Source organism: Pseudomonas sp. 2995-3 (genome assembly GCF_002742565.1).
Lineage (GTDB): Bacteria > Pseudomonadota > Gammaproteobacteria > Pseudomonadales > Pseudomonadaceae > Aquipseudomonas > Aquipseudomonas edaphica.
This window is the reverse complement of sequence record NZ_LJSB01000176.1, coordinates 484,620-509,782: the sequence shown is the minus strand read 5'-3', so window position 1 is coordinate 509,782 and position 25,163 is coordinate 484,620. Positions and strand designations below refer to the sequence as shown.

Annotated in this window: 25 protein-coding genes; 12 read left to right on the top strand and 13 right to left on the bottom strand. The window is 61.3% G+C overall.

Annotated features, from left to right (window positions below; genetic code table 11):
* Positions 1–38: 38 nt before the first annotated feature.
* Complete coding sequence (locus AOA62_RS14285; RefSeq protein WP_017136986.1) at positions 39–206, top strand: DUF2986 domain-containing protein; 168 nt, start codon at positions 39–41, stop codon at positions 204–206.
* Here AOA62_RS14285 and AOA62_RS14280 read toward each other — a convergent pair.
* The 5 genes from AOA62_RS14280 to AOA62_RS14260 form a co-directional block, all read right to left on the bottom strand.
* Positions 177–1,160, bottom strand: a complete 984-nt coding sequence (locus tag AOA62_RS14280; RefSeq protein WP_099548953.1) for a GlxA family transcriptional regulator — start codon at positions 1,158–1,160, stop codon at positions 177–179. The genes AOA62_RS14285 and AOA62_RS14280 overlap by 30 nt on opposite strands.
* A gap of 4 nt (positions 1,161–1,164) precedes the next feature.
* The gene (locus AOA62_RS14275; protein WP_099548952.1) at positions 1,165–1,707 is read right to left on the bottom strand and encodes a cysteine hydrolase family protein; all 543 of its coding nucleotides are present in this window, start codon (positions 1,705–1,707) and stop codon (positions 1,165–1,167) included.
* A 157-nt stretch (positions 1,708–1,864) separates the two neighbouring features.
* A complete protein-coding gene (locus AOA62_RS14270; protein ID WP_099549006.1) occupies positions 1,865–2,290 on the bottom strand; it encodes a VOC family protein in 426 nt (141 codons plus the stop codon).
* Between the two features lie 111 nt (positions 2,291–2,401).
* The gene (locus AOA62_RS14265) at positions 2,402–3,277 is read right to left on the bottom strand and encodes a LysR family transcriptional regulator (RefSeq protein ID WP_099548951.1); all 876 of its coding nucleotides are present in this window, start codon (positions 3,275–3,277) and stop codon (positions 2,402–2,404) included.
* 26 nt (positions 3,278–3,303) lie between these two features.
* The gene (locus tag AOA62_RS14260; protein WP_017136992.1) at positions 3,304–4,515 is read right to left on the bottom strand and encodes a YeeE/YedE family protein; all 1,212 of its coding nucleotides are present in this window, start codon (positions 4,513–4,515) and stop codon (positions 3,304–3,306) included.
* Between the two features lie 239 nt (positions 4,516–4,754).
* Here AOA62_RS14260 and AOA62_RS14255 point away from each other — a divergent pair, with 239 nt between their 5' ends.
* The 5 genes from AOA62_RS14255 to AOA62_RS14235 are packed head-to-tail and all read left to right on the top strand — an operon-like array spanning position 4,755 to position 9,739.
* Positions 4,755–5,303 (top strand): hypothetical protein, encoded by a 549-nt coding sequence (locus AOA62_RS14255; protein ID WP_017136993.1) that lies wholly within the window; start codon positions 4,755–4,757, stop codon positions 5,301–5,303.
* A complete protein-coding gene (locus AOA62_RS14250) occupies positions 5,290–6,495 on the top strand; it encodes a DUF6421 family protein (RefSeq protein WP_099548950.1) in 1,206 nt (401 codons plus the stop codon). The genes AOA62_RS14255 and AOA62_RS14250 overlap by 14 nt, the downstream gene beginning before the upstream one ends.
* A complete protein-coding gene (locus tag AOA62_RS14245) occupies positions 6,492–7,439 on the top strand; it encodes a DMT family transporter (RefSeq protein ID WP_099548949.1) in 948 nt (315 codons plus the stop codon). Before AOA62_RS14250 ends, AOA62_RS14245 begins: the two co-directional genes overlap by 4 nt.
* Positions 7,436–8,686, top strand: a complete 1,251-nt coding sequence (locus AOA62_RS14240; RefSeq protein WP_099548948.1) for an ATP-grasp domain-containing protein — start codon at positions 7,436–7,438, stop codon at positions 8,684–8,686. Before AOA62_RS14245 ends, AOA62_RS14240 begins: the two co-directional genes overlap by 4 nt.
* A 33-nt stretch (positions 8,687–8,719) precedes the next feature.
* Entirely contained in the window at positions 8,720–9,739 is a 1,020-nt protein-coding gene (locus tag AOA62_RS14235) for a branched-chain amino acid aminotransferase (protein ID WP_017136997.1), read from the top strand.
* Between the two features lie 85 nt (positions 9,740–9,824).
* Here the strand turns inward: AOA62_RS14235 and AOA62_RS14230 are convergent, their stop codons facing one another.
* Together AOA62_RS14230 and AOA62_RS14225 are read right to left on the bottom strand one after the other, a co-directional pair.
* The gene (locus AOA62_RS14230; protein ID WP_017136998.1) at positions 9,825–10,691 is read right to left on the bottom strand and encodes a DNA/RNA non-specific endonuclease; all 867 of its coding nucleotides are present in this window, start codon (positions 10,689–10,691) and stop codon (positions 9,825–9,827) included.
* 204 nt (positions 10,692–10,895) lie between these two features.
* On the bottom strand, positions 10,896–12,113 hold the full coding sequence (locus tag AOA62_RS14225; protein ID WP_099548947.1) for an MFS transporter: 1,218 nt from the start codon (positions 12,111–12,113) through the stop codon (positions 10,896–10,898).
* A 121-nt stretch (positions 12,114–12,234) separates the two neighbouring features.
* On the opposite strand from AOA62_RS14225, the gene AOA62_RS14220 reads away from it, so the two are divergent.
* The 5 genes from AOA62_RS14220 (at position 12,235) to phnX (ending at position 17,292) form a co-directional block, all read left to right on the top strand.
* Positions 12,235–12,879, top strand: a complete 645-nt coding sequence (locus AOA62_RS14220; protein WP_017137000.1) for a TetR/AcrR family transcriptional regulator — start codon at positions 12,235–12,237, stop codon at positions 12,877–12,879.
* Between the two features lie 112 nt (positions 12,880–12,991).
* On the top strand, positions 12,992–14,083 hold the full coding sequence (psrA, locus tag AOA62_RS14215; RefSeq protein ID WP_026013707.1) for an iron-containing alcohol dehydrogenase PsrA: 1,092 nt from the start codon (positions 12,992–12,994) through the stop codon (positions 14,081–14,083).
* A gap of 103 nt (positions 14,084–14,186) precedes the next feature.
* Positions 14,187–15,482 carry an MFS transporter gene (locus AOA62_RS14210; protein WP_017137002.1) on the top strand — a complete coding sequence of 432 codons (1,296 nt, stop codon included), beginning with the start codon at positions 14,187–14,189 and terminating at the stop codon, positions 15,480–15,482.
* Positions 15,483–15,502: 20 nt separating this feature from the next.
* Positions 15,503–16,375 (top strand): LysR substrate-binding domain-containing protein, encoded by an 873-nt coding sequence (locus AOA62_RS14205; RefSeq protein ID WP_017137003.1) that lies wholly within the window; start codon positions 15,503–15,505, stop codon positions 16,373–16,375.
* A gap of 89 nt (positions 16,376–16,464) precedes the next feature.
* Positions 16,465–17,292 carry a phosphonoacetaldehyde hydrolase gene (gene phnX / locus AOA62_RS14200; protein WP_099548946.1) on the top strand — a complete coding sequence of 276 codons (828 nt, stop codon included), beginning with the start codon at positions 16,465–16,467 and terminating at the stop codon, positions 17,290–17,292.
* A gap of 22 nt (positions 17,293–17,314) precedes the next feature.
* Here the strand turns inward: phnX and AOA62_RS14195 are convergent, their stop codons facing one another.
* Positions 17,315–18,238 carry a LysR family transcriptional regulator gene (locus AOA62_RS14195; RefSeq protein ID WP_099548945.1) on the bottom strand — a complete coding sequence of 308 codons (924 nt, stop codon included), beginning with the start codon at positions 18,236–18,238 and terminating at the stop codon, positions 17,315–17,317.
* A gap of 108 nt (positions 18,239–18,346) precedes the next feature.
* Positions 18,347–19,402, bottom strand: coding sequence for a D-isomer specific 2-hydroxyacid dehydrogenase family protein (locus AOA62_RS14190; protein WP_017137006.1), 1,056 nt, complete (start codon positions 19,400–19,402; stop codon positions 18,347–18,349).
* A 183-nt stretch (positions 19,403–19,585) separates the two neighbouring features.
* Between AOA62_RS14190 and AOA62_RS32035 the strand changes: the two genes are divergently transcribed.
* Positions 19,586–19,738: a hypothetical protein gene (locus AOA62_RS32035; RefSeq protein WP_017137007.1), complete on the top strand. Its 153-nt coding sequence runs from the start codon at positions 19,586–19,588 to the stop codon at positions 19,736–19,738.
* A 231-nt stretch (positions 19,739–19,969) separates the two neighbouring features.
* Here the strand turns inward: AOA62_RS32035 and AOA62_RS14185 are convergent, their stop codons facing one another.
* The 4 genes from AOA62_RS14185 to AOA62_RS14170 all read right to left on the bottom strand — a co-directional run bounded on the left by AOA62_RS14185 (position 19,970) and on the right by AOA62_RS14170 (position 25,141).
* Positions 19,970–22,804 carry a TonB-dependent receptor gene (locus AOA62_RS14185; protein ID WP_099548944.1) on the bottom strand — a complete coding sequence of 945 codons (2,835 nt, stop codon included), beginning with the start codon at positions 22,802–22,804 and terminating at the stop codon, positions 19,970–19,972.
* Positions 22,805–22,900: 96 nt separating this feature from the next.
* The gene (locus tag AOA62_RS14180; protein ID WP_099548943.1) at positions 22,901–23,866 is read right to left on the bottom strand and encodes a FecR domain-containing protein; all 966 of its coding nucleotides are present in this window, start codon (positions 23,864–23,866) and stop codon (positions 22,901–22,903) included.
* Positions 23,863–24,369: a sigma-70 family RNA polymerase sigma factor gene (locus AOA62_RS14175; protein WP_017137010.1), complete on the bottom strand. Its 507-nt coding sequence runs from the start codon at positions 24,367–24,369 to the stop codon at positions 23,863–23,865. Before AOA62_RS14175 ends, AOA62_RS14180 begins: the two co-directional genes overlap by 4 nt.
* A gap of 190 nt (positions 24,370–24,559) precedes the next feature.
* On the bottom strand, positions 24,560–25,141 hold the full coding sequence (locus AOA62_RS14170) for a lipopolysaccharide assembly protein LapB (protein WP_099548942.1): 582 nt from the start codon (positions 25,139–25,141) through the stop codon (positions 24,560–24,562).
* Positions 25,142–25,163 lie beyond the last annotated feature (22 nt).

The following is a 25,163-nucleotide window of genomic DNA, read 5'->3' as shown; positions in this document are numbered from 1 at the left end:
TGATATCATCCGGGCCTTCACCCATCAGGCACCGACACATGAACCGCCAGAAAAAACTCAAGCAGCTCTTCAAGGCTAAAGCCAAGAAGGCCAGCGCCAAACTGGCGCCGAAAAGCAAAGACAAGTACATCAGCAAGGCAGACCGCGCCAAACTTGAAGCCGAGGCCGATCAAGCCTCAACCAGCGGCGCCGACACGCCCGCCTGAAGGCGTCCCCACCTCATATTTGCTCCAGATACGCCGCAGGTGCCGGGCTGACCCAAAGCCTGCGCGCTCGGCGACGGTTTCCATGTCCAGGCTCGACGCCATGAGCAGTTCACGGGCCACGGTGATACGCAGCGTGTGCAGGTAATCCAGCGGGCTGATGCCAACGTGTTCGTGGAACAGCCGCGCCAGGTGTCGGCTGCTGGTGCACGCCAGTTCGGCCATGCGTGTGACGGTCCAGGCTTCACAGGGCGCCGCGGTGATGGCGTCCTGCACTCGGTGCACGGCCGGGTGCAGGTGGTTGCGACCGGTGATCCAGGCTGAGAGCTGCGGGTCGGCGCCGCTGCGGCGCATGTACACCACCATGTCGCGCGCCACGCTGCAGGCCAGGCGTGGCCCGGCCAGCTCGGCGAGCAGGTGCAGCATCAGGTCGATGCCCGCCGTGACACCGGCGCTGCAACTGACCGGGCCGTCCGTCACATACAGCCGGTTTTCCAACACGCGGGCCTTGGGCGCCAGGGCCTGCAATGCCTCGCACAGCGCGTGGTGGGTGGTGCACTGGCGGCCATCGAGCAACCCCGCGCGGGCGGCACTTAATGCGCCGGCGCACACGCAAACCAGCCGCTGGCCCGACGCTGCAAACACGCTTTGCAGCCATTGGGTCAAAGTGTCGCTGGCCGACTCGAACGCCTGCTGCTGCGCCTTGCTCACCTTTGACGTGGAGCCGACCAACACCACCAGCGTGCCGGGCGCCAGGCTTGGCGGCAGGGGCGCCAAGCCGGCCAGCGGCAAGCCAATCGAGGTTTGCAGGGACGGCACCGGGCTGACGTACTGCAAGTCGAAGTCGAGAGCCGCAGGGTCCTCGCTCTGCGCGGCCAGGCGCAGCACCTCGGCGGGGCCGGCCAAGTCCAGCATCAGCACATTGGGCAACAGCACGAACAGCACCGGCACGCTCACGGGTTCAACGCTCCAGCGCCTGGGCGACGGTGACGATGCGCGCAAAGCGCTCTTCCAGCACCAGTTCGGTACGCTCACGAATCTCGGCGGCGCTGTATTCGCGGCCACTGCGTGCGTGGGCCATCGGGAAGGTCAGGGTCGCCTCGCTGACAAAATCCACCGCAAAACCGCTGTCCGACGCCTGCCGGGTGGTGGTTTCGCAGCACTGTTCGGTGCGGATGCCACTGATGATCAGCGCGCTCACGCCCATCTCCGTAAGCCGTGCAGCCAACGGCGTGCCGGCGAAGGCGCTGTGAAAGCGCTTGTGGATGATCAGGTCGGGGTTGATCGACAACTCGCTCAAGGTTTTGACATTGCCCGATGCCATCGAAAAGTGCCCTTGGTCTTCAACATGGAAGACTTGTATCACCGGGATGCCCTGTTGAACACACCCATCGATCAGCGCTTGCTGTTTTTCCAGGAACAACGGCAGGTCATTTTCGGACCAGTAAGCAGAATGACGGAACGAATGCTGCACATCGATAACGATAAGGGCTTTGCGGCTCATGACGGGGCCTTGTGGCTTGCATCACAGTGGTTGATGCAGCCATGGTAAGCACCCGCGCCGATGAGCGACAGGCAGGTGCCGGACCACTTCAGGACCGATTCAGACATACCGGCTCAGCGGCGCAAATCACCCTGGGACGTTTGCGCACGGTGAGCAATTACTTGGCGAACAGCTGGCCCATGTCCTTGAACGCCTTGAACTCCAGGGCGTTGCCGCACGGGTCGAACAGGAACATGGTGGCCTGCTCGCCCACCTCACCCTTGAAGCGGATGTAGGGTTCGATCACAAACTCGGTCTCCCGCGCGCGCAGCCGATCGGCCAAGGCTTCCCACTGGTCCCATTGCAGGATGACGCCGAAATGCGGCACCGGCACAGCGTGGCCGTCCACGGGGTTGGAGTGCACCGATTCCTGGGATTGCGTCTTGGGGTGCTCGTGAATCACCAGTTGGTGGCCGTAGAAATCGAAGTCGACCCATTGCGCACTGGAGCGACCTTCCGAAAGGCCAAACACATCGCCGTAGAAGTGACGCGCGGCGGCCAGGTCGTAGACGAGAATCGCTAGGTGAAAGGGAGAAAGGCTCACGGTGGCTACCTGCAGGTTCTGTTTGGTTAGAACCCGATTCTTCACCAGAAAGCCCCACGGATAAAGCGGATATCCTTCGCCCTGAGCCTCAATAATTTCGGTGCTCGCGCCCTACTTCGGCGCATCCAGCACTTCGATGACGCACGCCCTGAATAATTCGAAGAGCGGCAATTGGCGCTGGGTGTACTTGGTCAGCAGCACGATTTCACGGTAGAACGTGAGCTTGTCCAATCGCAAAACCCGCACGTCACTGCCGTGTTCCAGCCACAGGCCGGCCAGGGGCACCAGCGACACGCCGAGGCCGCTGCGTACCATCTTGACGATGGCGTCCAGCTCGTCGAGTTCCAGCGCCTGCCGGGTCTGGATCTTGTGTTCCTTGAGAAACTGCGTGACCTGGCGCCCGCCGAACGAGCCACGGTCATACCGCACGAAGGGTTGCTCGCGCAGGATCTGCAGCGGGTCGTCGCCCTGCACGTCCTTGGCGGTAATCAGCACAAAGGGTTCGCGGGCGATCACTTCGATATTCAGGTCCTTGGGCAGGTTGAACGGCGGATGGATCATGATCGCCAGGTCCAGCTCACCGGCATCCACCTGGCTGAGCAGGTTGAGCGAAACGCCGGGCACCAGGCTGACCTCGATAAACGGCGCACGCCGTTTAAGCGCGACCAGCGCCTGGGGCAGGAGGCCGGTTTGCACACTGCCGATGGCGCCGATGCGCAGCGAACCCTGAAAGTTGTTGGCGCTGTCGGGCGTGCCCATGCGCGAGAAAATATCGAGGATCTCCTCCGCCAGCGGCACCGCGCGCTGCCCGGCCGCATTGAGCGTGGCGGAGCGACCGGTGCGGTCGAACAGCTTGACGCCCAGGGCGTCCTCGAGGTGTTTGATCTGCGCACTCACCGCCGATTGCGTCAGCCCCACCTGCTGCCCGGCGGCGGCGAAAGTGCCACGGCGGGCGGCGCTTACGAAGGTTCTCAGTTCTCTGATCATGGGCCTGCCTTATAGGTCGTTGGGGTTCAGCAACCGCTCAAGGCCACCTGCGGTCGCTCGCCTGCGAAGAAGAACGGCCGCAGGCGCACACCGACGCTGTTACCGATAAACGCTGCCACCAACCACACCCAGCCATGCAGGCTGCCGGACGCGATGCCGCTGAAGTACGCGCCGATGTTGCAGCCGTAAGCCAGGCGCGAGCCATAGCCCAGCAGCAAACCACCGATCACTGCGGCCACCAGCGAGCGTGCCGGGATTTTCAGGCTTGGGGCAAAACGCCCGGCCAGGCCCGCGGCCAACAGCGCGCCGAGGACGATGCCGATGTCCATCACGCTGGTGATGTCTTCCCACACGGGCGCTGCCAGGGCTTTGGCATTGCCCGGCATTTGCCAGAACGCCCAACTGGCCACGTCCACACCCAAGCCGCTGGCCACTTTGGCGCCCCACAGCGCGAACGCCGAGGTAATGCCCCATGGCCGCCCGGCCAGCGCCAGCGTCGCATAGTTAAGCAGCGCCAAACCGATTGCCCCCCACACCAATGGCCAAGGCCCGCGCAGGAAGCGGCGCAGGCCGATGTGCTCGCTGCTCACGCCGGGTTCAAGCTGGCCGTGACGGCCCTTCTCCAAACGCACGGTGACCAGCGCGATGACCGCGAACACGGCAAGGCTCAGAATCATGGCCGGCAACACGCCGAAGCTCTTGACGATGGACACCGCCGGGAACGCCGGCAACGCGAACCACCAATCCACATGGTGCGTGGCAATCAGCGAACCGCAGATAAAAAACAGCAGCGTCACCAGCATGCGCGCATTGCCGCCGCCGACGGTGAACAGCGTGCCGGACGCACAACCGCCGCCCAACTGCATGCCGATACCAAAGATAAACGCCCCGAACACCACCGATACGCCAGCCGGTGCTACCAGCCCGACCACCGGCTGCCCGAACAACGTGCCCGCGCCCAATGCCGGGAAGAACAGCAACACCGCCACCGCCAGCATGACCATCTGTGCGCGCAAACCGGCGCCGCGTCGATCATTGATAAATACGCGCCAGGCCGACGTGAATCCGAAAGCGGCGTGGTACAGGGTCAAGCCCAATGCGGCGCCGACCACCAGCAACAGCACCTGGCGCGAGCCGACGCTGTTTTGCAGGAATACAGCACCCGCCACCAGGATGATAAAAGCCGCCAACGGCGCGATAGGCTTGCGCGCGGGGGTCAGGGAAAGGGAGGTGCTCATGGGCTTTCTCGGATTTGATCGGGGGGGAAGTTTGGCGGTGAGTATAAACCCTGACAGGGTCGGCCTTTGCAGGAATTCAGACGGCCAGGCAACGCCTGCGAAGGTGGCAACGTTTAGTTTCGCCGGGTGTATTGCTTGAACAAAAAACCTACAGTAACCTCCGCCAAGGCAGCCACCAATGGGTGGCAGGAATGGATTCTGGCCCGCTGTCCGGTGGGCTCTGACAAGGAAGTTAAAGCATGCACACGGCTATCAGTCCGACCATCTATACGCTCGGCCCCGAGGGTACCAATTGCGCCACCGCCGCGCAGTGGTGGCTTGATTCTCGTGAAGCGCGCAATGGCACGCAGCGAATTGTTCTGCATGAGACGCTTGAGCAAGCCTTTGATGAGTTGTCCGGAAAACAGGACGGCTATCTTTTAAGCTGCGCCGCGTACCCCGATTTGCATACGCTGATTTTTACCCGCCTGGGCGATATGGAGCTGTGCGACAGCTTCATCATGCCGACCCACTCCATGGTGCTTGCGAGCCGTACCAGCGCCGACCAGATAAAGAGTGTGGCAACCCATCCCGCGCCCCAATCCCTGGTGGCAAGCCACTACCGCAAAGTGTTCGCCAACAGCAATGCCGATGCCGCCGTGCTGTGCAGCACTGGCCAGGCAGATGCGTGCGTGACCACCGTGGTCGCGGCAGACCTGCATGAGCTGAACATCATTGAGGATTTCGGCCAGGTGCCGATGGCCTTTCTGGTCCATTCGCTGAAGCGAGCCGACCATGCAAAAGCCTGATCCGCTGTCGACCCTGGTCAATATCGTCGATGAAGTGCGTGCCCGCCAGGAACTGGATGGCAGCATCAAGGCGCCGAACGTAGCCGACCATGCCCTCATCAACCGCTTGATCACCGAGCTCGACCGGCACGCCGCAATCATCGACGGGCTATCTGCGCCGCTGTTGACGGCGACCCTGGAAGACCTGGGCAACTGGCTGAAGAATGGCCTGGATCAACGGCCTCTATTCGATAAAACTCTCGCCAGTTTCAACACCCCTGCACCCGGCGACGCCTTGTTTCTACTGGCCCCCATGCGCGCGACCAACGGCCCTGACCCCGAAGGCTTTCGGCTGGAGCTGGTCACCGGCTACCGCAGTGAAACCCCTTACCTGGCAAAGGCCGCGCAGTACACCGAGCAGTACGTGGCACCGTTTCAATGCATCAAGCTTGGAGCGGCCTCGAAGGGGTTCCTGCAAGGCAATTGCATAGTGCTGTTTCCAGAGTCCGTGGCGACGGCAGCCAAGGTCGATAAACAAACCTTCGCGCTGTTCTTCTTCAGCAAGTTTCTGCGTATCTACAACGAACAGACACTCGTCGAGGCAGACCGTCTGTTCGGGCGCCAAAGCCCGTTTCTGTTCGGCCAATTGAGCAGCCGCCAGATGTCTGAGCCAGACATGTACGACGCGCGTTGCCTGTGGGGTTATTACCATGACTATGCGCACCACACCGGGCCACGCCCGTTGGACAAAAACCTGTACATAAAGCTGAACTGGTTTACCGGCCTGCTGGAAGAAACCAAGTGTGACCTGATTACGGTGCGCCTGGTGCTGGAACACCGTCCGGACTTTTGGCGTGAAATCGCCGAGTTCATTCTGCTCGAGCGCATGTTCCGCTACCCCAAGGGCTCGGACCAGCACATGACGTTCGATGCTGGCACCGGGATTTTGCTCTTTGAGATGCTGATCAATGCCAAGGCATTGGTCGAAACCGAGCACGGCCACCTCAGCTTTGACAGCGAGCGTCTTGACCAAAAGCTTGTGTCGATGATTGCCGATATCGAGGCCCTCGAAGCACTCGACGACGAGACCTACCTGGCGGGTGCCAAAGCCTATGTGCAGCAGCATCTGGGCACACCGCAAACCCCACTGGCACGTTTCAATTTCCCGGCCACGCACTACGCACGCCGCGTGCTGGCCGAGTGCCCCCAATGAATGCATTGAAGGTCCGTCTGCTGCTGTTCACCCTGGCCATTCTCGCGTTGTTCTCGATCAGTTGGCTGCTGTCGAAAAACCTGCTCGGTAGCATTTCGGTGATGCATGCCGTTGGGCTCAGGCTGTGGGCCACAACCGCCGCCTTATGGTTGATCGTGGCGTTCGGCACGCGACCGCCGCTGGCATCCAAGCCGCTGCTCGCCAGGATGCCGGGGTTTTTCATCCTGTCGATCCTGGGGTTCTCGCTCTATTTTGTCTGCAGCTTCGGCGCCTTGAAAACGCTGAAAGCCAGCGACCTGACCATGGTCCTGGCGACGATTCCGGGCATTACCTACCTGCTGGGCCTGCTGACACGCAGCCTGGGGTTTTCCTGGCTCAAACTGGCGGGTGTGGTGATCGTCAGTGTCGCGGCGCTGGCGTTCAACACCCACACCGGCGACGTTGGCGCAGTCAGCCCGTCAGGCATTGCGCTGGCCCTGGTCGCGGCGCTTTCCTACGCCGTTTATGGCCTGCTGTCCAAGCGCTACCTCAAGGATTTACCACTGATCAACTCGCTGGCCTGGGTCACACTGATCGCCGCGGCGTGCTTTGTGCCGCTGTTCATTCTCGACCCCGCGCCCTTGTTGCGCCTGAACCTTGAGGATGCGCTCAAAGTGCTGATCCTGGGGGCTGCCTGCTCGGCGCCGGTGTATGTGTTGTACCAGAAGGTTTTGGCCGAGGGCGGCGTGCTGTATGCCAATGCGATTGGCTTGCTGGCACCGTTCGCCGTGGTCACCGGTGAGTGGTTGATCGGCTCCGGCACGACCTTGGGTGCAGTAAAAATCGTCGCGATGATTGCGGTCATGGTGGGGATCACCCTGTTATTCATGGATGCATCAGGCGCCTCGGGCTGGACGTTCAAGCGTCGTGCCCCAAACCAACCGGTTAGTGAGGAAATACAATGAAAAAGCTGGCGTTGGTTTGCCACCGCAGTGCCAAGTTGTCCTTTGTATTTGAGGCCGCAGAAGCGGCAGGTATTGAACTGGTACTGATTTACGACACGACCGAAAGCGCCCCCGCGCACTTGCCGGCAGTCACGTCGACCTGGCAGCTGCCGGTTTTCGACGAGCCGCAGGTGGCGTTGGAAGTGTTCGGGGCCGGCGTGCAAGAGAGAGGGATTGGCGGGGTGATGACGGTTCGCGAAGAAGCGATCATCTGGACGGCACTGGCGGCGCAAAAAATTGGTACACCTGGCATCGATCCCCATGTGGCGGCGCTGGCCCGCAACAAGTACCTGATGCGCCAAGCCTTTGCCGAGGCAGGCTTGAGGTCGCCGGGCTTTTGCTACATCGATAACCCGCACGACCTGTCGCAAACCCGCGCCCTGGGGTTGCCACTGGTGATCAAGCCGCTCTCCGGCTGGTCGAGCACCGGTGTGATGCTGGCCAAAACGGCCGAAGAGCTTCCCGCCCTCGTCAACGCGGTCTGGGAGGTCCAGAGCAAGGACCTGGCTCGTTTCTATGACCAGGACAAAGCCGCAGGCCTGGTTGTTGAACAGTATTTGCCGGGTAAAGAATTCGTTGTGGAGTGCTTTGTCGATATCGAAGGGGTGCATGTCCTGGCAGTGGGCGACAAGGGCCAACCCGAAGGGCCCTGGTTTGAAGAAACGATCTACCGCCAGCGTCGAGATATCGACGACCCCTTGATCATGGCCCTGTGTGAGACCGCGCGCGCCGGGGTCAAGGCACTGGGCATTACCATGGGCGCCGCCCATGTGGAGCTGCGCCTGGATGCCAACCAGCAAGCGTATGTGATTGAAATCGGCGCACGCATAGGGGGCTCGGGGGTCTCGCACTTTGTGGTGGAACAGAGCACCGGCGTGTCGTTCGCCGCACTGTGCATGAAGGCCGCCCTGGGTTTGCCCACCCCGGCACTGCCCGATGTGCTGCCGGCCGCCAAAGTGGCAGCAAACTACATCATTCCTCTGCGCGGCGATGGCCGTTTCAACGGTTTCAGCGGGCTGGAAAAGGTCGCGGAGCACCCTGAAACCGCCCGGATCGTGACTTTTTTCGAGGCAGGGCATCTTTCACCACCCCCTCCCGCGTTTGGCGGCTACCCAGGCTTCATCTTCTCGGTACATGCCTCGGATGAGGCGGCGAGCGCTTACCACCAATGGCTTGATGCTTCCTTGAGCATCAACTGGAACCAATAAATACCACCCGTAGCCGGGTTCGGGAGTCGTGATATGGAACATCCGCAACTGGATTGGAATAACCTGGGTTTCAGCTACAGGAAAACCGACCTTCGTTACATCGCACATTGGCGTGACGGTCAGTGGCAGGAAGGTGCACTGACCGAAGATAACCAGCTGCATATCAGCGAAGGCTCAACCGCGTTGCATTATGGCCAGCAGTGTTTTGAGGGGATGAAGGCCTACCGTTGCAAGGATGGTTCGATCAACCTGTTTCGCCCCGATCAGAATGCTGCCCGTATGCAGCGCAGTTGCTCACGGCTGCTGATGCCGCCCGTCTCGACCGCGCAATTCATTGATGCCTGCAAGCAGGTGATCAAGGCCAACGAACGCTTCCTGCCGCCCTACGGAACAGGCAGCTCGCTGTATCTACGACCTTTCGTCATCGGTGTGGGCGATAACATCGGTGTGCGTACCGCGCCGGAGTTTATCTTCTGCGTGTTTTGCATCCCGGTCGGCGCGTTGTTCAAAGGCGTGTTGCAACCGAGCAACTTCATCATTTCGGACTACGACCGCGCCGCCCCCAATGGCACCGGCGCCGCCAAGGTCGGCGGAAACTACGCGGCCAGCCTGCTACCCGGTACCGAGGCACGGCAGGCGGGTTTTGCCGACTGCATTTACCTCGACCCGCTGACCCATAAAAAAATCGAAGAAGTCGGCTCGGCGAATTTCTTTGCCATCACCCATGACAACACCTTTGTGACCCCGCGTTCGCCTTCAGTATTGCCTGGCATCACCCGCGCCTCGTTGATCGAGCTTGCGCAAAGCCGTCTGGGGCTCAAGGCGGTGGAAGAGGATGTGTATATCGACAACCTGGCGGCGTACAAGGAAGCCGGCGCGTGCGGCACCGCGGCGGTTATCACACCGATTGGCGGTATCCGCTACAACGATCACCTGCATGTATTCCACAGTGAACATGAAGCCGGCCCGATGACCCAACGTTTGTTCAATGAGTTGACGGGCATCCAGAACGGCGACGTTGAAGCGCCGGCAGGCTGGATCGAAAAAGTCTAAAGCCCTGAGGCGCTCGCTGTGCCGACACCCCGTGGGTGTCAGTACAACGGGCCGATCAAGCGTCAGACAGACCGGCCGAAAGGGCTCATGTCCGCCCCACCGAACCGGTAACCGGCAAGTTGCCGAGCAACTTGAGCCCGGTGCTTTTCACAAAGGTGTCGTAGTCCATCGGCTTCTGGATACGGGTTTCGGCGTTGGGCAGCACATAGGCCCAGGCACGTTTGGACGAAGCGTCGTACACCAGCTTGAACAGGCGTGTCGGCACCCACACCTTGTTGTCGCCGATGGTGCTGTAGCCGGCATCAAACAACGGGCCGGTGAACACAAACACATTACCGCCTGCACGTACCGCGAACTTGCGCACGTCGGCCTCGACCTTGCTCCAGATCTTGCGGTTATTGGTGGGGTCTTGCGGCACCATGTTCGACAAGGCGAAGGACTGCGCCATGGCATTTGCACTTGGCGCATCGGCGGCTGGGGACTGGTGGCCGCGGTCCACCGCCGGGTGCTGGCTGCGGTAGTCGCTCAGCTCGGCGCGGGCACCTTTGGGAATGCGCGGGTCGGGATAAAACTGGTTGGTGCGCTCTTCACCCTTGGCGTCTTTCAACTGTGCGGCGTTCAAACGCTCGACCACCACCAAAGGCGTCTTGCTGGTTTGCGAGTAGAGCACCGCAAAGTGATCCGAACACAGCGCCATGGGTTTCATCGAGGCGGGTACGGTGGCCGTGTTGATCGGCGTGGCGCCAGGAAACAGGTCCGCGCAGCCGTCGAAGGAGAGCTGTTTTTCTTGACGGGAATAGAGACCAAGGGCCGCGCTTTGGCTGATGGAGCTTGAGCGCGAAGTGTGTTCATGGGCCGGTGGTTTGATCAGGTCCAGCAGGCTGCGGGCCTGCGCGCCGGGCGAGAGCAGAACACACGCCGACAGGCCGACTGCAATAATGCGTAAGTGCATGTTTTATATCTTAAAGTGAGGAGCCTAATGGACCCTCACTTTAACCTTTAGTGCGACGCCTGACGGATCGAATTCCAGGCCGCCTGAGCCAGGCTCCCCACCTCGTTAAAGCACGCCAGCGCTTCACGCAGGATGCTGCGCCTGCCGGGGAAGCAACTTGCCGAACTGGCAGGCGGCACCATGACCGTGAAGCTCGCTTAGCACCTAGTGCCCTGCCACCGCAGGCCCATCGGCTGACCGCCGTCCCGGTTTGAAGCCATGGGCATGCGCCGTGCAGGCAATCACCAACGCTACCAGCAGCAACAGCGTCATTGCCCATGGAAATGAGGCGGCGCCCCACGTTTCCAGCAACACGCCACCGACCACGCCGCTGGCCGCAATGGCGCTGTTCCACGCCACCACGTTCAGCGACAGCGCCACGTCCGCGCCCTCTCCAGCGGCATCGGCCAACGCGGTTTGCAGCAGTGTCGCGGCCCCCCCAAAGCTCAGGCCCCACACGGCCACGCCAAGGTAGATCACCTGCGGCACGCTGCCCAAAAAGCCGAACACCAGGGTTACTGCCGCAAACGTCACCAGGCTTACCAGCACCGTCTTACGCAACAACGGCTCGACCAGCTTGGCCGTCAACCAGATCCCCACCAACGCGGCAATGCCGAACACCAGCAAGACTAAATCCACACGTTCAGCCAAGCCTGCACGCGCCACAAACGGGGCAATGTAGGTGTACAAAATGTTGTGCGCCAGCATCCAACTGATCACCACCGCCAGCACCGGCCGCACGCCGGGCGTGGTCAGCACTTGGCCCAGGGACAGACGCTGGTGCGCAGGCTGCGGCGGATAGTCCGGGACTTTCACCAGCACCCACACGATCAGCAGCAGCGTCAGCGCCGACATCAGGCCGAACGTCGTACGCCAGCCCACCAGGCCGCCCAGCCAAGTGCCCAGCGGCACACCCAGCGACAGCGCAATCGGCGTACCCACCATGGCCAGTGCCAGCGCCCGACCCTGTTGATGCGGCGCAACCATGCGCCGGGCATAACCGGCCAGCAGGCTCCAGGCCAGCCCCGCCGCCACGCCGGCAAAGAACCGCGCCACCAGGGTTACGCCGTACTGGGACGACAGCGCGGTGATGGAGTTAAACAGCAGAAAGCCGACGATAGTCAGCAGCAACACGTTGCGCCGCCGCCAGCCTCGGGTGGCAATGGTCATGGGAATCACCGCCAGCACCGACCCCAGCGCGTAGGCCGTGACCATCTGCCCGGCCATCGACGGCGAAATCGCCAGGCCGTCGCTGATCAACGGCAACAGCCCGGCGGGCAGGGTTTCGGTGACGATGCAGATAAAGCCGGTCATGGCCAGGGCGAGCAAGGCGCCAATGGGCAGCCGGTCGGAAGCCGCGGATAAGCTGAGTGAGGGTGTCACGGGAGACTCCTTGAGATGACTTAGATACTGATCGATATAAATGTTGCGTGCACACACAGCTCGTTGTCAACGACTTATGTATCGACTAGTATTTATCTCGCTTACCCAGAGGATTCCCGACATGGCACAAATGGGCCGCCCGCGTAATTTCGACCGAGACCAGGCCGTGGAACAGGCCATGCACCTGTTTTGGCAGCACGGTTACGACGCCACCTCCCTCGCCCAGCTCAAGGCCGGGTTGGGTGGCGGTATCTCCGCGCCGAGTTTTTACGCCGCATTCGGCTCCAAAGAAGCGCTGTTCGATGAATGCGTGCAGCGTTATCTGGCCACCTACGCCCAGGTCACCGAATGCCTGTGGGATGAGGCTTTGCCCCCGCGTAAGGCCATCGAAACCGCGCTGCGCCAGTCAGCACGCATGCAGTGTGAAGACGGGCACCCCAAAGGCTGCATGGTGGCGCTGGGCGTGATGAGCGCACCCAGCCCGGAGAACGCGCGGGTCGCGGACGCGCTGACGCAATCGCGCGTGCGCACCCGGGCCGGGATTGTGGCCTGCATTGAGCGCGGGATACGTCTTGGGCAATTGCCGGGCACCACGCAGGCAGCGTCGATGGCGACGGTATTTGACAGTTTCTTGCAGGGCGTTTCGATTCTGGCGCGCGATAACGTGCCGCATGTGGCTATCGACGCGGCGATCACTCAACTCCTGCTGACATGGGATGTTGCAGCCTCAACCGTCGCACCGCGCACCCACTTCAATCACGCCTGAACCGGCCCGTTATCGGCCCAGCCGATGCACACCCGCGAATTATCGATTTGAGCCTTTGTTGAAGCGCCCCGACTATGGGGCCACTTCCAACAACAAAAACAAAGGACTCGCCATGACTGCCCGATTTCACAACCCAGTAGACACGCGTTTCGGCTGCGGCAGCCTGCTCGAGCTTGCCGACATCACCCAGGGCCAGACCGTGGCGCTGGTGACCTTTCCCGAAGCGCGTGGGCTGGGCCTGGTGGAACGCATCCAGGACCTGCTCGGCGACCGCCTGGTGTACCTCATCGAAGACGTGCAGCCCAACCCCGACGTGGCGCAACTGCGCGATACCTATGAACGTTTCTGGCAGGTAGCCGGCGACTGTGATGCGGTGATTGCCGTGGGCGGCGGCAGCGCCATCGACACGGCCAAAGCGCTGATTGTGGGCACCGAGTCCGGCCGTTTCGATGAGTTGCTGGCGTTGCTGGCCACGGGCAAACCCTTTGTGCCTGCGCGCAGCAAAATCCTGATTGCCGCGCCCACCACGGCGGGAACCGGCAGTGAAGTCACGCCTTGGGCCACCATTTGGGACTCGGCGAGCCTGAAAAAGTACTCGCTGCACCTGGCGTGTACCTGGCCGAAGGTGGCGATCATCGACCCACAATTGATGCTCACCGTGCCCGCCGGCGTCACCGTCTCCACCGGGCTGGACGCCTTGTCCCATGCGTTGGAAGCGGTATGGAACATCAATGCCAACCCCATCTCGGATACGTTCGCCATTTCGGCCATCGAAGACATCCTCGAATGCCTGCCGTTGCTGCGGCGTGACCTGGCCAATCAGGAACTGCGCTCGCGCATGGCGTTGGCGGCCCTTAAAGCCGGGTTGGCGTTCTCCAACACCAAGACCGCCCTCGCCCATTCCATCTCCTACGAAATGACCCTGCACCACGGCCTGCCGCATGGCATTGCCTGCTCGTTCACGCTGCCGCTGGTGCTGGGCCTGGCCTGGGGTCGCAACGCAGCGCGTGACCGAACCCTTCAGCGGATTTTCGGCAGCGACTTGCAGCACGCCCAACACAGGCTGCGCGACTTTCTGCACAGCCTTGAGGTGAAGACGGAGTTTGCCGACTACGGTGTAACAGCCTCCCAGGCCGAAGCCATGATCAACTTCGCCCTGCAGGGCGCACGCGGCAAAAACTTCATCGGTGCCCACGCCGCCTGAAGCCAGCCGTTTACCCCTGTAGCGACGATTTCCTGCCGCACCCTCGCAAGAGTGCGCCCACCGACACCACTCGGTGGGAACCAACAATAAAAAGGAAAAGATCATGAACCGTGCCCAAGCCTTGCCTGGCCTTACCGTGAAAACCGCCTCGTTTCGAGTCGCCCAATGGCGAATGCTGCTGGCAGCGATGTTCTGCTACCTGTTTTTCTACACTGGCCGGCAAACCTTCGGTTTTGCCATCCCCGGCATCCAGGCCGAGTTCGGCTTGACCAAGGAAACCCTCGGCTGGGCCTCTGCGGCCATGCTGTGGGCCTACGCTATCGGCCAGGCCATCAACGGCAACCTTGCCGATAAGTTTGGCGGGCGGCGCATCATGACCCTCGGCGCGGTGCTGTCGTGCGCCGCCAACTGGGTGACCAGCTTTGCCGGCGGTTTTGCCAGCCTGATCCTGCCCTGGGGCCTCAATGGCTATTTTCAGGCCCTGGGCTGGGCGCCCGGCAGCCGGCTGATCTCCAACTGGTGGAGCGCGGGCGAGCGCGGCAAGGTCTACGGCTTTTATGTCTTCGCCGCCGGTTGCGCCTCGATCCTGTCCTACGTCACATCGATTATCGTGCTTGAAGTGCTGCAACTGGAATGGCGCTGGATCTTCCGCTTGCCGGTGCTGCTGATGCTCGCCGGCGGCATCATCTTTTACCTGGTGGCCCGCGAACGCCCACAGGACATGGGTTTCGAAGCCCTTGCCGATACCGGCGTGGCCAATGCCGAAGACAAGAACCATGAGGTGGCGCACGGCGCCGTCGAAAGCTCGTTACAGCGCTACAAGGCGGTGCTGAAAAATGCCCGCCTGATCATCGCAGCCGTGTCCCTGGGGTTTCAGAACGCTGCGCGCTACGGCTTGATCGTGTGGGTGCCGGTGCACTTCCTGGGCGCCAACTGGAAAAGCGGCGACAGCCTGGTCGACCCCAAGTGGATCACCGTTGCCTTGCCCGTTGGCATGGCCATCGGCGCCTTGAGCAATGGCTGGGTGTCGGACAAGCTGTTCGGATCAAAACGCTACCTGGCGATCATGCTGTACATGGTCCTCGGTGCCGCCACCAGCCTGTGGATGTGGAGCCTGCCGCCGCATAGCGCCATCGGCCTGGTCGCGTTGTTTCTGTGTGGCTTTTTCGTCTATGGCCCGGCGTCGAGTTTCTGGGCTCTGTGCCCGGACCTGGTCGGCGCCAAGCGCGCCGGGACCGCGACCGGTGTGATGAATTTCTCGTCCTACCTGTTTGCCGGGCTGGCGGAACCGCTGATCGGCAGTATGCTCGACAGTACCGGCAATACGTCGCTGATCTTTCTGGTGGTGACGACTGCCTGCCTGAGCAGCGCGGTGGTCGCACTGTTCATCAGACGCTGAGCCAGCCACAGGACCTTTGCATGTACCAGTACCACAAGTGGCTGCGCTCCTTTCATGCGGTGGCGAAGACCGGCAGTTTCACCCTTGCCGCCGAGTTCCTGAGTGTTGGGCAGCCGACCGTCAGCGAACAGGTGAATGCCCTGGAAAGGAAGTTCTCCGTTGAGTTGTTCCACCGGCGCGGGCGTTTTGTCGAAATGAGCGCCGCGGGCCACCAGCTGTATGCGATCACCCAGGGCCTGTTCGGGCAAGAGGATGAAGCCGTGCAATTGCTGCAGAGTTTCAAGCAACGCAAGCTCGGCATGTTACGCCTGGGGGCGGTGTCGCCGCCGATTGCGATGAACCTGACGTACGAGCTGATGCAACGTCACCCGGATATCGAGCTGGAAACCTCCTTCTCACCCGAAAAGGAAACCCTGGACCGGCTGTTCAATTTTGATATCGATGTGGCGATCCTGGCGCTGTCCGAATTCGACCAGCGCTTCGACACGCAGCTTTACCACCGTTACCCGATCATTGCCGTGGTGCGCAACGACCATCCTTGGGCCAGCCAGAAGGAGGTGCATGTGGAGCAGATCAGTCAGGAGAAATGGGTGATGCGTGAAAAAAGCTCGCGCACCCGCCAACTGGTGGAGGAAAGCTGCACACGCCTGGGTGTCTCGCTTAATTGTGTGATGCAACTCAACAGCCGCGAAGCCATCGTGCATGCGATCGCCAAGGGTATCGGTATCGGTTTTGTATCGGCGGTCGAATACGCCGAAACGCCCGGTACGACCCCGATTACCTTTGTAAATCACCCGTTTTCCATCGACTACCACCTGTGTTGCCTGGGCATCCGACGCAATCGACCCATGATCGCCGAACTGTTCGACTCAAGCCCCACACCGACCACCTGAATACCCCACACGCTTGACCCTTGAACTGGCCGCCTACCTCTCGCACGCGAAAGGGACGGCCTCCCTGTACCCGCAACTGGAGATTGACCATGCATTACCAACAATCCAAGCAACTGCAAGCTGTCGTCCTCGACTGGGCAGGCACCGTGGTGGATTTCGGCTCGTTTGCCCCCACCCAGATTTTCGTCGAAGCCTTTGCCGAGTTTGGCGTGGCGGTGTCACTGGAGGAGGCGCGCGGCCCCATGGGCATGGGCAAGTGGGACCACATCCGTACGCTGTGCAACCAGCCGCAAATTGCCGAACGCTACCGCGCCGTGTTTGATCGCCTGCCGACCGATGAGGACGTCACCGCGCTGTATGAACGCTTCATGCCCCTGCAAATCGAAAAGATTGCACTGCATTCGGCGGTGATCCCCGGCGCCCTGGAAGCCATTGCAGCCCTGCGCAGCAAAGGCCTCAAAATCGGCTCGTGCTCGGGCTACCCGGCAGTGGTCATGGCCAAAGTCGTGGAGCTGGCCCGCCAGAACGGCTACGTCGCCGACCACGTGGTGGCCACCGATGAAGTGCCCAACGGCCGCCCGTACCCGGCGCAGGCGTTGGCCAATGTGATCGCGCTGGGCATCAGCGACGTCGCGGCGTGCGTCAAGGTCGATGACACCTGGCCGGGTATTCTCGAAGGGCGCAGCGCCGGCATGTGGACGGTGGCACTCACATGCTCCGGCAATGCCCTGGGCCTGACCTACGAGCAGTTCAAGGCGCTGCCGGCGCAGAAACTTGCCGAAGAACGTACACGCATCGGCCAGCTGTTCGAAGGCGCCCGCCCGCATTACCTGATCGACACCATCGTCGATCTGGCGGCGGTGGTTGAAGACATCAACGCCCGCCTGGCACGCGGGGAAACACCCCAAGGCGTCTGACCGGTTCGGGGCACGCCTGCTGTTAAAGCGTGCCCCATTCGTCCCGACATGCCAGCAAAAAATCCACAAACGCCCGCACCCGATGCGGCACATAGCGCCCATGGGGATACAGCAAGGTGAAGGGCCGTGAACGCCCGCCAAACGGCTTCAGCACTTCAACCAGGCTGCCGTCGGCCAATTCACGCTCAACGATAAACTTGTAGGTCTGAAACAACCCCGCGCCGTGTTTGGCCAGGGTTACGCCGCCCAGCACATCATGGGCAATGCTGTAACCGGCCTCTCCGGCAAACTCCTGCTCCTGGCCTTGCAGCTGGAACAGCCAGGGGATGCGCCGGCCATTGCTGGGCAGTTCAAACTGAATGCACTCATGCAATGGCAGATCGTCCAGCGTCTGCGGTGTGCCGACGCGCTGCAAGTACGCAGGCGCAGCGATAACCACCAACTCAGCATCTTCCAGCAGCCGCGCGATCAGCGACGAATCCGGCTGGGCGCGCACGCGAATGGCTAGGTCATAACCTTCGGCAACGAAGTCGATATTGCGGTTGCTGATGTGGATATCCACAGTGACTTGCGGGTACTGCGCACGGAACCTGGGCAGCAGCGGCAGCAAGCGGTGATGCGCGTAAGTGGTCGGCACACTGATGCGCAAGCGCCCGGACGGCACCGCCTGCGCGCCCATCACCTGTTGCTGGGCCTCCACCAGTTGCGTCAGCGCCTGGCGGCACTGCTCGTAAAATGTGCGACCGCTGTCGGTGAGGCGAATGCTACGGGTGGTGCGCACAAACAAGCGCGAGCCCAGGCGTTCTTCCAGGCGCGAAATACTGCGGCTGACGGCGGCCGGGGTAACGCCCGCAGCCTGCGCAGCAGCGGTAAAACTGCCGGCCTCGACAGCGAGGCAGAACAGTTCGATGCTGCCCAGCTGTAAATCTTCGAAATGGCGTTTCATGATTGATTACATCGGCTCACTATCCGACGTCATTCTTACCAGCCTCTTGGCCTTTAATACAGCGCGCCGGACGAGAATGAGTTATCGGCCTTCTTTGTGCCCGGCAGGTTAACGCACGATGGCGGCGGCACTGAATGCGTGGATCTTGTCGACGATCTGGCGTGATGCCGTCCGGATTGCCGTGGTGGTATTGCCGGCAATGTGCGGCGTCAATTGCGCATTGGCAATAGCGGTCAATGGCGAGTCGAAGCGGTCTTTCTCCAGGGCAAAGGTATCGATGGCCACCGCTTTGATATGCCTGGGAAACTCGCCCATGAAAGCGGCCAACTGGTGTTCGTCGACGATCCCGCCGCGCGCGGTATTGATGAGGATTGAGCCCTGGCGCATCTGCCGGAACTCGGCAGTGCCGAACAAGCCTCGGGTCTGCGGGGTGAGCGGTACGTGGATCGAGACGATGTCCGCCTCGGCCAGTAACGGTTCAAGACCGGCCCGTCGTTCAAGCCCAAGGCTGCGCGCCACCGCTTCGGTAAAGCGTTCGGACCCGGTGGCGATCACCTTGATGCCCAGCGCCGCAGCCTTGCGCGCCACCTGCCGGGCAATGCTGCCGGTGCCCACCAGCCCAAGCGTCAGTTCGGCGTATTCGCAGGCAGGTGCCAAGGTGCCTTTTGCCCAATGGCCGTTGTGCGTTTCGGCGTTGTAGTCATCCAGGTCGCGCGACAGATACAGCGCCTGGGCCACGACGTATTCGGCAACAGCGGCCGCGTTTGAGCCCGGCGTGTTAAGGATCGCCACGCCACACTGCTCGCACGCCAGCTGATCAATATGATTGACCCCTGTGCCAGCCTGGGCAACGGCGCGCAGTGGCGTGGCCAACGCCGTCGAGGTGGCAGCGCGGATCAGGCCGGCGCCCAAGGGGATGTTCAGGCGCGTCTTGAACACGCTGTAGCCGCCGGCCTGACTCACGGCGGCAATAAAGCCAGGCTCGTCATGGCAGTTGATCTCGGCATAGTGAATGCGCGCGCCGTAGTGCTGCCGAATGCGCTCTTTGTCCGCGAAATAATACAGGTTGAGGGTGACACCCAGACCCAGCTCAAGAAAGCGATCGACTTCCTCAAACAGTAACGGCGGCCCGGGGGCATCCAGTATCAGGGTGGTAAATGCCATACAGTTGATTCTCCTGGAGGGTAGCGCCTGCCGATACCCAGGTTGCCCTGGGGATAGGGGTTAATTGATCGTTCCCACGCTCCGCGTGGGAATGCCGCCCCGGACGCTCTGCGTCCAGCGCTTGAAGGCGTGACGCGGAGCGTCACCGGACGCATTCCCACGCAGAGCGTGGGAACGATCACTGTGAAAAAAGCCAACACGGTGCTGATCACGCGCCACTATACCTTCACCAAGCCGGATGCCCTGTGCTCCCCGCAAGAGTTCGCGGCGATGAAGCCGGCGATTGAAGGCATGGTCAATGATTTGAAAAGCCAGATCATTGTGCAGGCGATGTAACCTCCTAAGAGCTAGGAACGGGCGCTGCCTGCCAGTGGGCGAGCGTGAACGACGAACACCGTCACTTGTGGCGAGCAGGCTTGCCCTGCGTTGGGCTGCGCAGCGGCCCTGGCCCCTTCCAGCTGACTCGCCGCGTCACCCGAATTGGGGCGGCTTCGCCACCCAACGCAGGGCAAGCCTGCTCGCCACGGTGAAGGTGTCCAGCCTTAACCGATGGGCGTTGCCTGGCCCCTAGAACTTCGCCTGCACGCCCACCCGGAATGTACGCCCTGGCGCCGGCATGAAGCTTTGCGCCAGCGGGTCCAGGTAGTAGCGATCGGTGACGTTCTGCAGCGATACATTCAGGCTCGCGTCCTCCTGCAACTTGTAGTTGAGGAACAGATCCACCAGTGCCACTTCGCGGTAGTTCAGTTGCGGCGTGGTGGCGCCGGTCTGCCAGGGTTTGTCGGCGGTGACGGTGGGGCCGCTGGTGTAGGTAATACGTGTGCCGAGCGTAAGGCTTTGGTCAAAGAAGCGCAGGCCAGTGGTCAGGTTGCCAGCAAGCCGGGGTGGGTTCTGGGTGTTGGTGTAGGAACCCATGAAGCTGCCCGGCGTGCAGTTCGGGGTGTCGGCGGTTTTCTGGTAGCTGTTGCTGGTAGCACGCAGTGTGGCGGCGAAGGCCGCGTCGCAGGTTTCGGTTTTCAAGTAGTAGGTGGACGACAGGTCGGCGAACACGCGCCCGGCATCGTAGCGGGCTTGCAGTTCCAGCCCGCTGGTCTTGTAGCTGTCGGTGTTGCTGAAACGCATCTGGCCCCAGGTGCCTGGGCTTGGGTCGTAGTAGCGGGTGATGTAGTTCTTGATGGTGTTGTTGAAGTAAGCGAGCTTGATCGCCGCCGCGTCATCCTCGACCAACAGCCCTTTGCGCAACGTGCTGGCGCCGACCTCCCAGTTGCTTGAGCGCTCGGGTTTCAAGCCCTTGCCGGGCAGGGTTTGCAGCACGCCCTGGCTGGTTTCAAACAACGAGGGCATGCGAAACCCCTGGGTGTAGGAGGCATACACAAAGGTGTCCGGCAGCACTTCGATATTGATGCCCAGCGCCGGCGAAAATGCCCCGCCGCTGTTGCTGGCCTTGCCGGAATAGTCATAGCCGCTCACCACGTCACCGACCTGGGACGGGTAAACCGTCGAATCGATCACGCCAAAGTCGTTGTAGCGCACGCCTTCGAAGGGGAAGTTGGTGTTCTGGAACACGATGCCGTTGTTCAGGCGCGGATCAGTGGCGTTGGTGTACTCGCCGTTCTGGTCCGGGAACCACATCATGTTGCCGGAATTGTTGCCGTTGTAGACGCGCAGGTAGCGCAGGTCACGCTCCTCCCGTCGCGCGGTGGCATTGGCAATATGGTCTTTGCTGCGGTAGTGGGTATAACGGCCGCCACCCCATAAGGTCAGGCGGTCCACCGGCTTGTATTCGAGTTTGCCATTGAAGCTGTATTCCTGCCGCGAGCCTTCGCGCAGCATGCGGTTGGCGTTGATATCGTGCTGGGTGGTGGCGACGCCTTTTTGCGGGCGCAGTTCTTCGAGCTGGAACGAGCTGCCGAGGTCGAGCTTCAGATCGCCGTAGTCGGTCGCCCAGCGTGAGGTGTTGGCCAGCCCGCCGCCGATGCGCTGGTTTGCCTGGCGGCTCCAGGCGCGGTCGGAGCGATAAGCCTGGGACGCAGGTGCGGCCACCGAGGTGAGCTGGCTGGTTTGGGCGTCGGTCATCCAAAGGTCGGCGGTCAGGTCCACCAGCGGGTTGCCCGAGGGTAGGTAGTTGTAGCGAGCGGTGTAGGTGTCGATCCTGGTATGGCCCAGCGGGTACTGATAGATGCCGCCGGTGCCGAAACGGAAGATATCCGACGGCATGATCTCGCCAATGCGCCCGTCATAACGACGATAGCCCAGGTCGAAGGTATGGCCGTCCGCCGGGCGCAGGGTGGTCTTGAGCAGGAACGATTCGGTCTTCGCCGAGGAGTTGAGCACTTCTTCGCCGGCGTTGTAGGTAGTGGCGACGCTGGTGTCTTCATCGCCCCAACGGTTGTAGGTGCGGTAGCGGTCCTGGCCTTTTTTACCGGCAAAATAATTGCCCTGATTGCGCTTGGCGTAGGCCGCCACCACGTCGAAAAACTCATGGGTGTAGGCAAACGCGGCGCTGCCGGCTTCGGCCTGCGAGCCGAACAGCCCGCCGCGGCTCTGGTGCGGCTCAGCATACAGGTCCTGGGTTTTGGAGTGCGGGTCGCGGGAAGCCGGGGCGACGCCGTTGTTCCAAACATCGCCCTTGAGGCGCAGGCCGATGTTCTGGCCGTCCTTGAGGATGTCGCCAACGCCCAGCGTGCGCATTTTTACCGTGCCGCCAATGGCGCTGGAGGTCAGGCTGGGGCCTTTGTCGATGGTGATGTCGCTGATCAAGTCCGGGTCGATATAACTGCGCTGCTGAGTACCGGCATAGCCGCGATACACATCCAGCGCCTGCTGCGAGCCGTCCACCGTGACCGCCACGCGGCTCTGGCCCTGGATGCCACGAATGTTCACATCCAGCCCGCCGCCATTGCGGCTGTCGCCCACCTGCACACCGGGCTGGCCCTTGAGCACATCACCCACCGACACCGCGCCGAAACGTTGCATGTCTTCGCCGGAGATATACACCGACGAATGCGGCGCGCGGTAGACCTCCTCTTCGTCAAGATTTTCGCCCGTCACTTTTTGCGTCGGCAGCTGCACGGCCTCCTGGCGCAGGCGCAACACATAGCCGCCATCGGCCTGGCGCTGATAGTCCAGGCCGGTGCCCGAGAGCACCTGGGCCAAGCCGTTCTCAGTGTTGAATTCGCCCTGCAGCCCCTGGCTTTTCCTACCCGCCGTGAGCAGCGAACTGCCCGCCATGCTGATCCCGGCTTCGGCACCAAAGCGCGACAGCACCTGGTCCAGCGGCCCGGCGCTGATGCTGTACGGGCGTTCACCGGCGGCCAACACCAGCTCACCGCACAACGGTTGCAGGCCGAGAAACAACAAGCTGAACGTATGACGACGCAAGACACTAACGGGGGAAATCATGCAAGGCTCCTAGGGATCGAAACCCACCTGTGCCGGTGGGTAATACCTAAAGGCCAAGCCAGATCGAAAAAACTATCGCGTCGGCGAAAAAAAACTTTACGCGGGCACCACCGTCACCCAATAACGGCTTCTTCGCTCGATGCGCACCGGCAAGGTTTTGGCCACCAGGGCCAGCGCGGCATCGGTGTCGTCCAACTGGAAACTGCCGGTGATGCGCAGCGCCGCCACCGCTTCACTGCAACGCAGCAAGCCTGGGCGATAGCGCGAGAGTTCGGCGATCAATTGATCCAGGCGCATGCGTTCGGCAGGCAGGATGCCGTGCATCCAGGCCTGGGCCAGCAACAAGTCAACCGGGCTTGGGCGCCCGATTGCGTAGTCGTCAACGTTTATCTGCCAGCCAGCCTGCAACGGCACGGGCGTCGGCTGATGCCGCGCACTCACTTGCACCCGCCCGCGCAAAACAGTCACCTGCGTGCTCTGATGATCATGGCGCACCAACAGGTTGGCACCCTGGCTATAAAGCAGCGCGTTCGGGGTTTGCAGTTGTAACGAGGCAGACCCCGCTGGCGTATCGAGTGCCAGCTCGCCCTCGACCAACTGCACACTGCGTTGGCCTGCGCTCACGTCCAGGTTGACCGCACTGGCGGTGTTCAGCCACAGCGAACTGCCGTCCGCCAGGGTCCAGTGTCGGCGCTCGCCGGTGCGGGTGCGATAACTTGCCAGCGCTGCGCGTACCCGCGTGGAGTCCGCACCTTGCCAGGCAACGCCGCCGAGCAGCCCCAGCGCCAACAGGCACTTGAGCACCTGACGACGGCGATGAGGATCGGTCCCGGCTGCCTGCAATGCCCGGCGTGCGGTGGCGTCGGCCAACACATTGGCGCCTGGTTGCAACAACAGCGGCAAGCTGCTGACCCGCTGCCAGGCGTACTCATGCGCAGGGTTGGCCTGACGCCATTGCTGCAAAGCCTGATGGTCGGCGGCATTCATCAAGCCGGACTGCAGACGCACCAGCCACTCGATGGCACTGTCGCGCACTTGCGGGTCAACCGCCACACTGCTCATTCAAACCGGCTCGCATAGCAGACACTGAAGGCCTTACCCATGGCGCGCTGCACCTGGGCCACCGTCAGGCTTAATTGTTTGGCGATCTGCGGATAGGTCAGGCCATCGAGCTGCGACAAGAAGAAAATCTGCCGCACCCGCCCCGACAAACCGACCAGCAGCGAATCCAGCTGCAACAGCGTTTCGATCATCAGATGCCGCTCTTCCGGCGAAGGCTCCTCGGCCACCGACCGCGCCGCCAGCGCTTCCAGATAAGCCCGCTCGATGGCTTGGCGACGCCAACGGTTGATCAGCAAGCCGTTGGCGATGGTGGCCAGAAATGCCATGGGCTGGCGTAATTCACGCACGTCCTCTTGGGAGCGCAGCACGCGGATAAAGGTGTCATGTGCGAGGTCTTCGGCATCGGCCGTGTGCCCCAGCCGCCGATGCAACCAGCCTCGGAGCCAGCTGTGGTGATTGGCGTACAGCTGGGCGACGGGCGAGGGGGTGCTGTCGTGCTGCATTTCAGATCCGCACTAATGATAATGCTTCTCATCTTAGGGGTGAGGGGATGGCTTGTATAGAGGGATAAGTTGCGACGATCAGCCAAATTTCAGACAAAAAAAAACCTGCATCTCTGCAGGCTTTTCTCTATCTGGTTCCACGACCTGGGCTCGAACCAGGGAACCTCGGCTTGGCTTGTTTTGGATTTACTTACCATGCGGCATGACGATTCGACGGTGTCGACCTTCCGGAACGCCTCATCTTTTCAACTGTCGCTTTGGACGCTGCGTACTTATCAGCATATTTTTCCGGAGTGCGGCTGTGAAGCTCAGCCAAAATCGACACCAGACTTTCATGACTCGCCAAGTCTGCAGGTTCTATTTCAATAGCATCTTCATAGCACTGCAAGACGCCTTCAAGATCCCCCACCTTCACCAACATTGCACCGAGCTCAAGATACGTATCGACAAATGACGGTTCAGCTTCAATGGCGGCCTGATAATACTTAAATGCGTCGACATAATTAGACGCCCGCTCATTGGATACACCCGCCAGGAAAAGATAGCGCGCGATGACCTGGCCGGGGGCCAATTGGGTAGCCACTTCATAATGTTTTATGGCTTGGGCGAAGTCACGCTGATAGAAACAAATATCGCCCAAACACTCAGCGAATGTTGACTCCGACAGTGAGTGCGAACACTCCTTGAAATAGTCAACAGCCTTTTCGTCAAGTCCGCTTGAAAGGTATCGAATCAGCTGTCTCTTTATATTTCTAAAATCAGATTCGCTCACACCTACTCTCCAACCACTTCTG

Coding starts and splice junctions, on each gene's coding strand:
- AOA62_RS14285 (WP_017136986.1), top strand. CDS start 39: ATGAACCGCCAGAAAAAACTCAAGCAGCTCTTCAAGGCTAAAGCCAAG.
- AOA62_RS14275 (WP_099548952.1), bottom strand. CDS start 1,707: ATGAGCCGCAAAGCCCTTATCGTTATCGATGTGCAGCATTCGTTCCGT.
- AOA62_RS14265 (WP_099548951.1), bottom strand. CDS start 3,277: ATGATCAGAGAACTGAGAACCTTCGTAAGCGCCGCCCGCCGTGGCACT.
- AOA62_RS14260 (WP_017136992.1), bottom strand. CDS start 4,515: ATGAGCACCTCCCTTTCCCTGACCCCCGCGCGCAAGCCTATCGCGCCG.
- AOA62_RS14255 (WP_017136993.1), top strand. CDS start 4,755: ATGCACACGGCTATCAGTCCGACCATCTATACGCTCGGCCCCGAGGGT.
- AOA62_RS14250 (WP_099548950.1), top strand. CDS start 5,290: ATGCAAAAGCCTGATCCGCTGTCGACCCTGGTCAATATCGTCGATGAA.
- AOA62_RS14245 (WP_099548949.1), top strand. CDS start 6,492: ATGAATGCATTGAAGGTCCGTCTGCTGCTGTTCACCCTGGCCATTCTC.
- AOA62_RS14240 (WP_099548948.1), top strand. CDS start 7,436: ATGAAAAAGCTGGCGTTGGTTTGCCACCGCAGTGCCAAGTTGTCCTTT.
- AOA62_RS14235 (WP_017136997.1), top strand. CDS start 8,720: ATGGAACATCCGCAACTGGATTGGAATAACCTGGGTTTCAGCTACAGG.
- AOA62_RS14230 (WP_017136998.1), bottom strand. CDS start 10,691: ATGCACTTACGCATTATTGCAGTCGGCCTGTCGGCGTGTGTTCTGCTC.
- AOA62_RS14220 (WP_017137000.1), top strand. CDS start 12,235: ATGGCACAAATGGGCCGCCCGCGTAATTTCGACCGAGACCAGGCCGTG.
- psrA (WP_026013707.1), top strand. CDS start 12,992: ATGACTGCCCGATTTCACAACCCAGTAGACACGCGTTTCGGCTGCGGC.
- AOA62_RS14210 (WP_017137002.1), top strand. CDS start 14,187: ATGAACCGTGCCCAAGCCTTGCCTGGCCTTACCGTGAAAACCGCCTCG.
- AOA62_RS14205 (WP_017137003.1), top strand. CDS start 15,503: ATGTACCAGTACCACAAGTGGCTGCGCTCCTTTCATGCGGTGGCGAAG.
- phnX (WP_099548946.1), top strand. CDS start 16,465: ATGCATTACCAACAATCCAAGCAACTGCAAGCTGTCGTCCTCGACTGG.
- AOA62_RS14195 (WP_099548945.1), bottom strand. CDS start 18,238: ATGAAACGCCATTTCGAAGATTTACAGCTGGGCAGCATCGAACTGTTC.
- AOA62_RS14190 (WP_017137006.1), bottom strand. CDS start 19,402: ATGGCATTTACCACCCTGATACTGGATGCCCCCGGGCCGCCGTTACTG.
- AOA62_RS14185 (WP_099548944.1), bottom strand. CDS start 22,804: ATGATTTCCCCCGTTAGTGTCTTGCGTCGTCATACGTTCAGCTTGTTG.
- AOA62_RS14180 (WP_099548943.1), bottom strand. CDS start 23,866: ATGAGCAGTGTGGCGGTTGACCCGCAAGTGCGCGACAGTGCCATCGAG.
- AOA62_RS14175 (WP_017137010.1), bottom strand. CDS start 24,369: ATGCAGCACGACAGCACCCCCTCGCCCGTCGCCCAGCTGTACGCCAAT.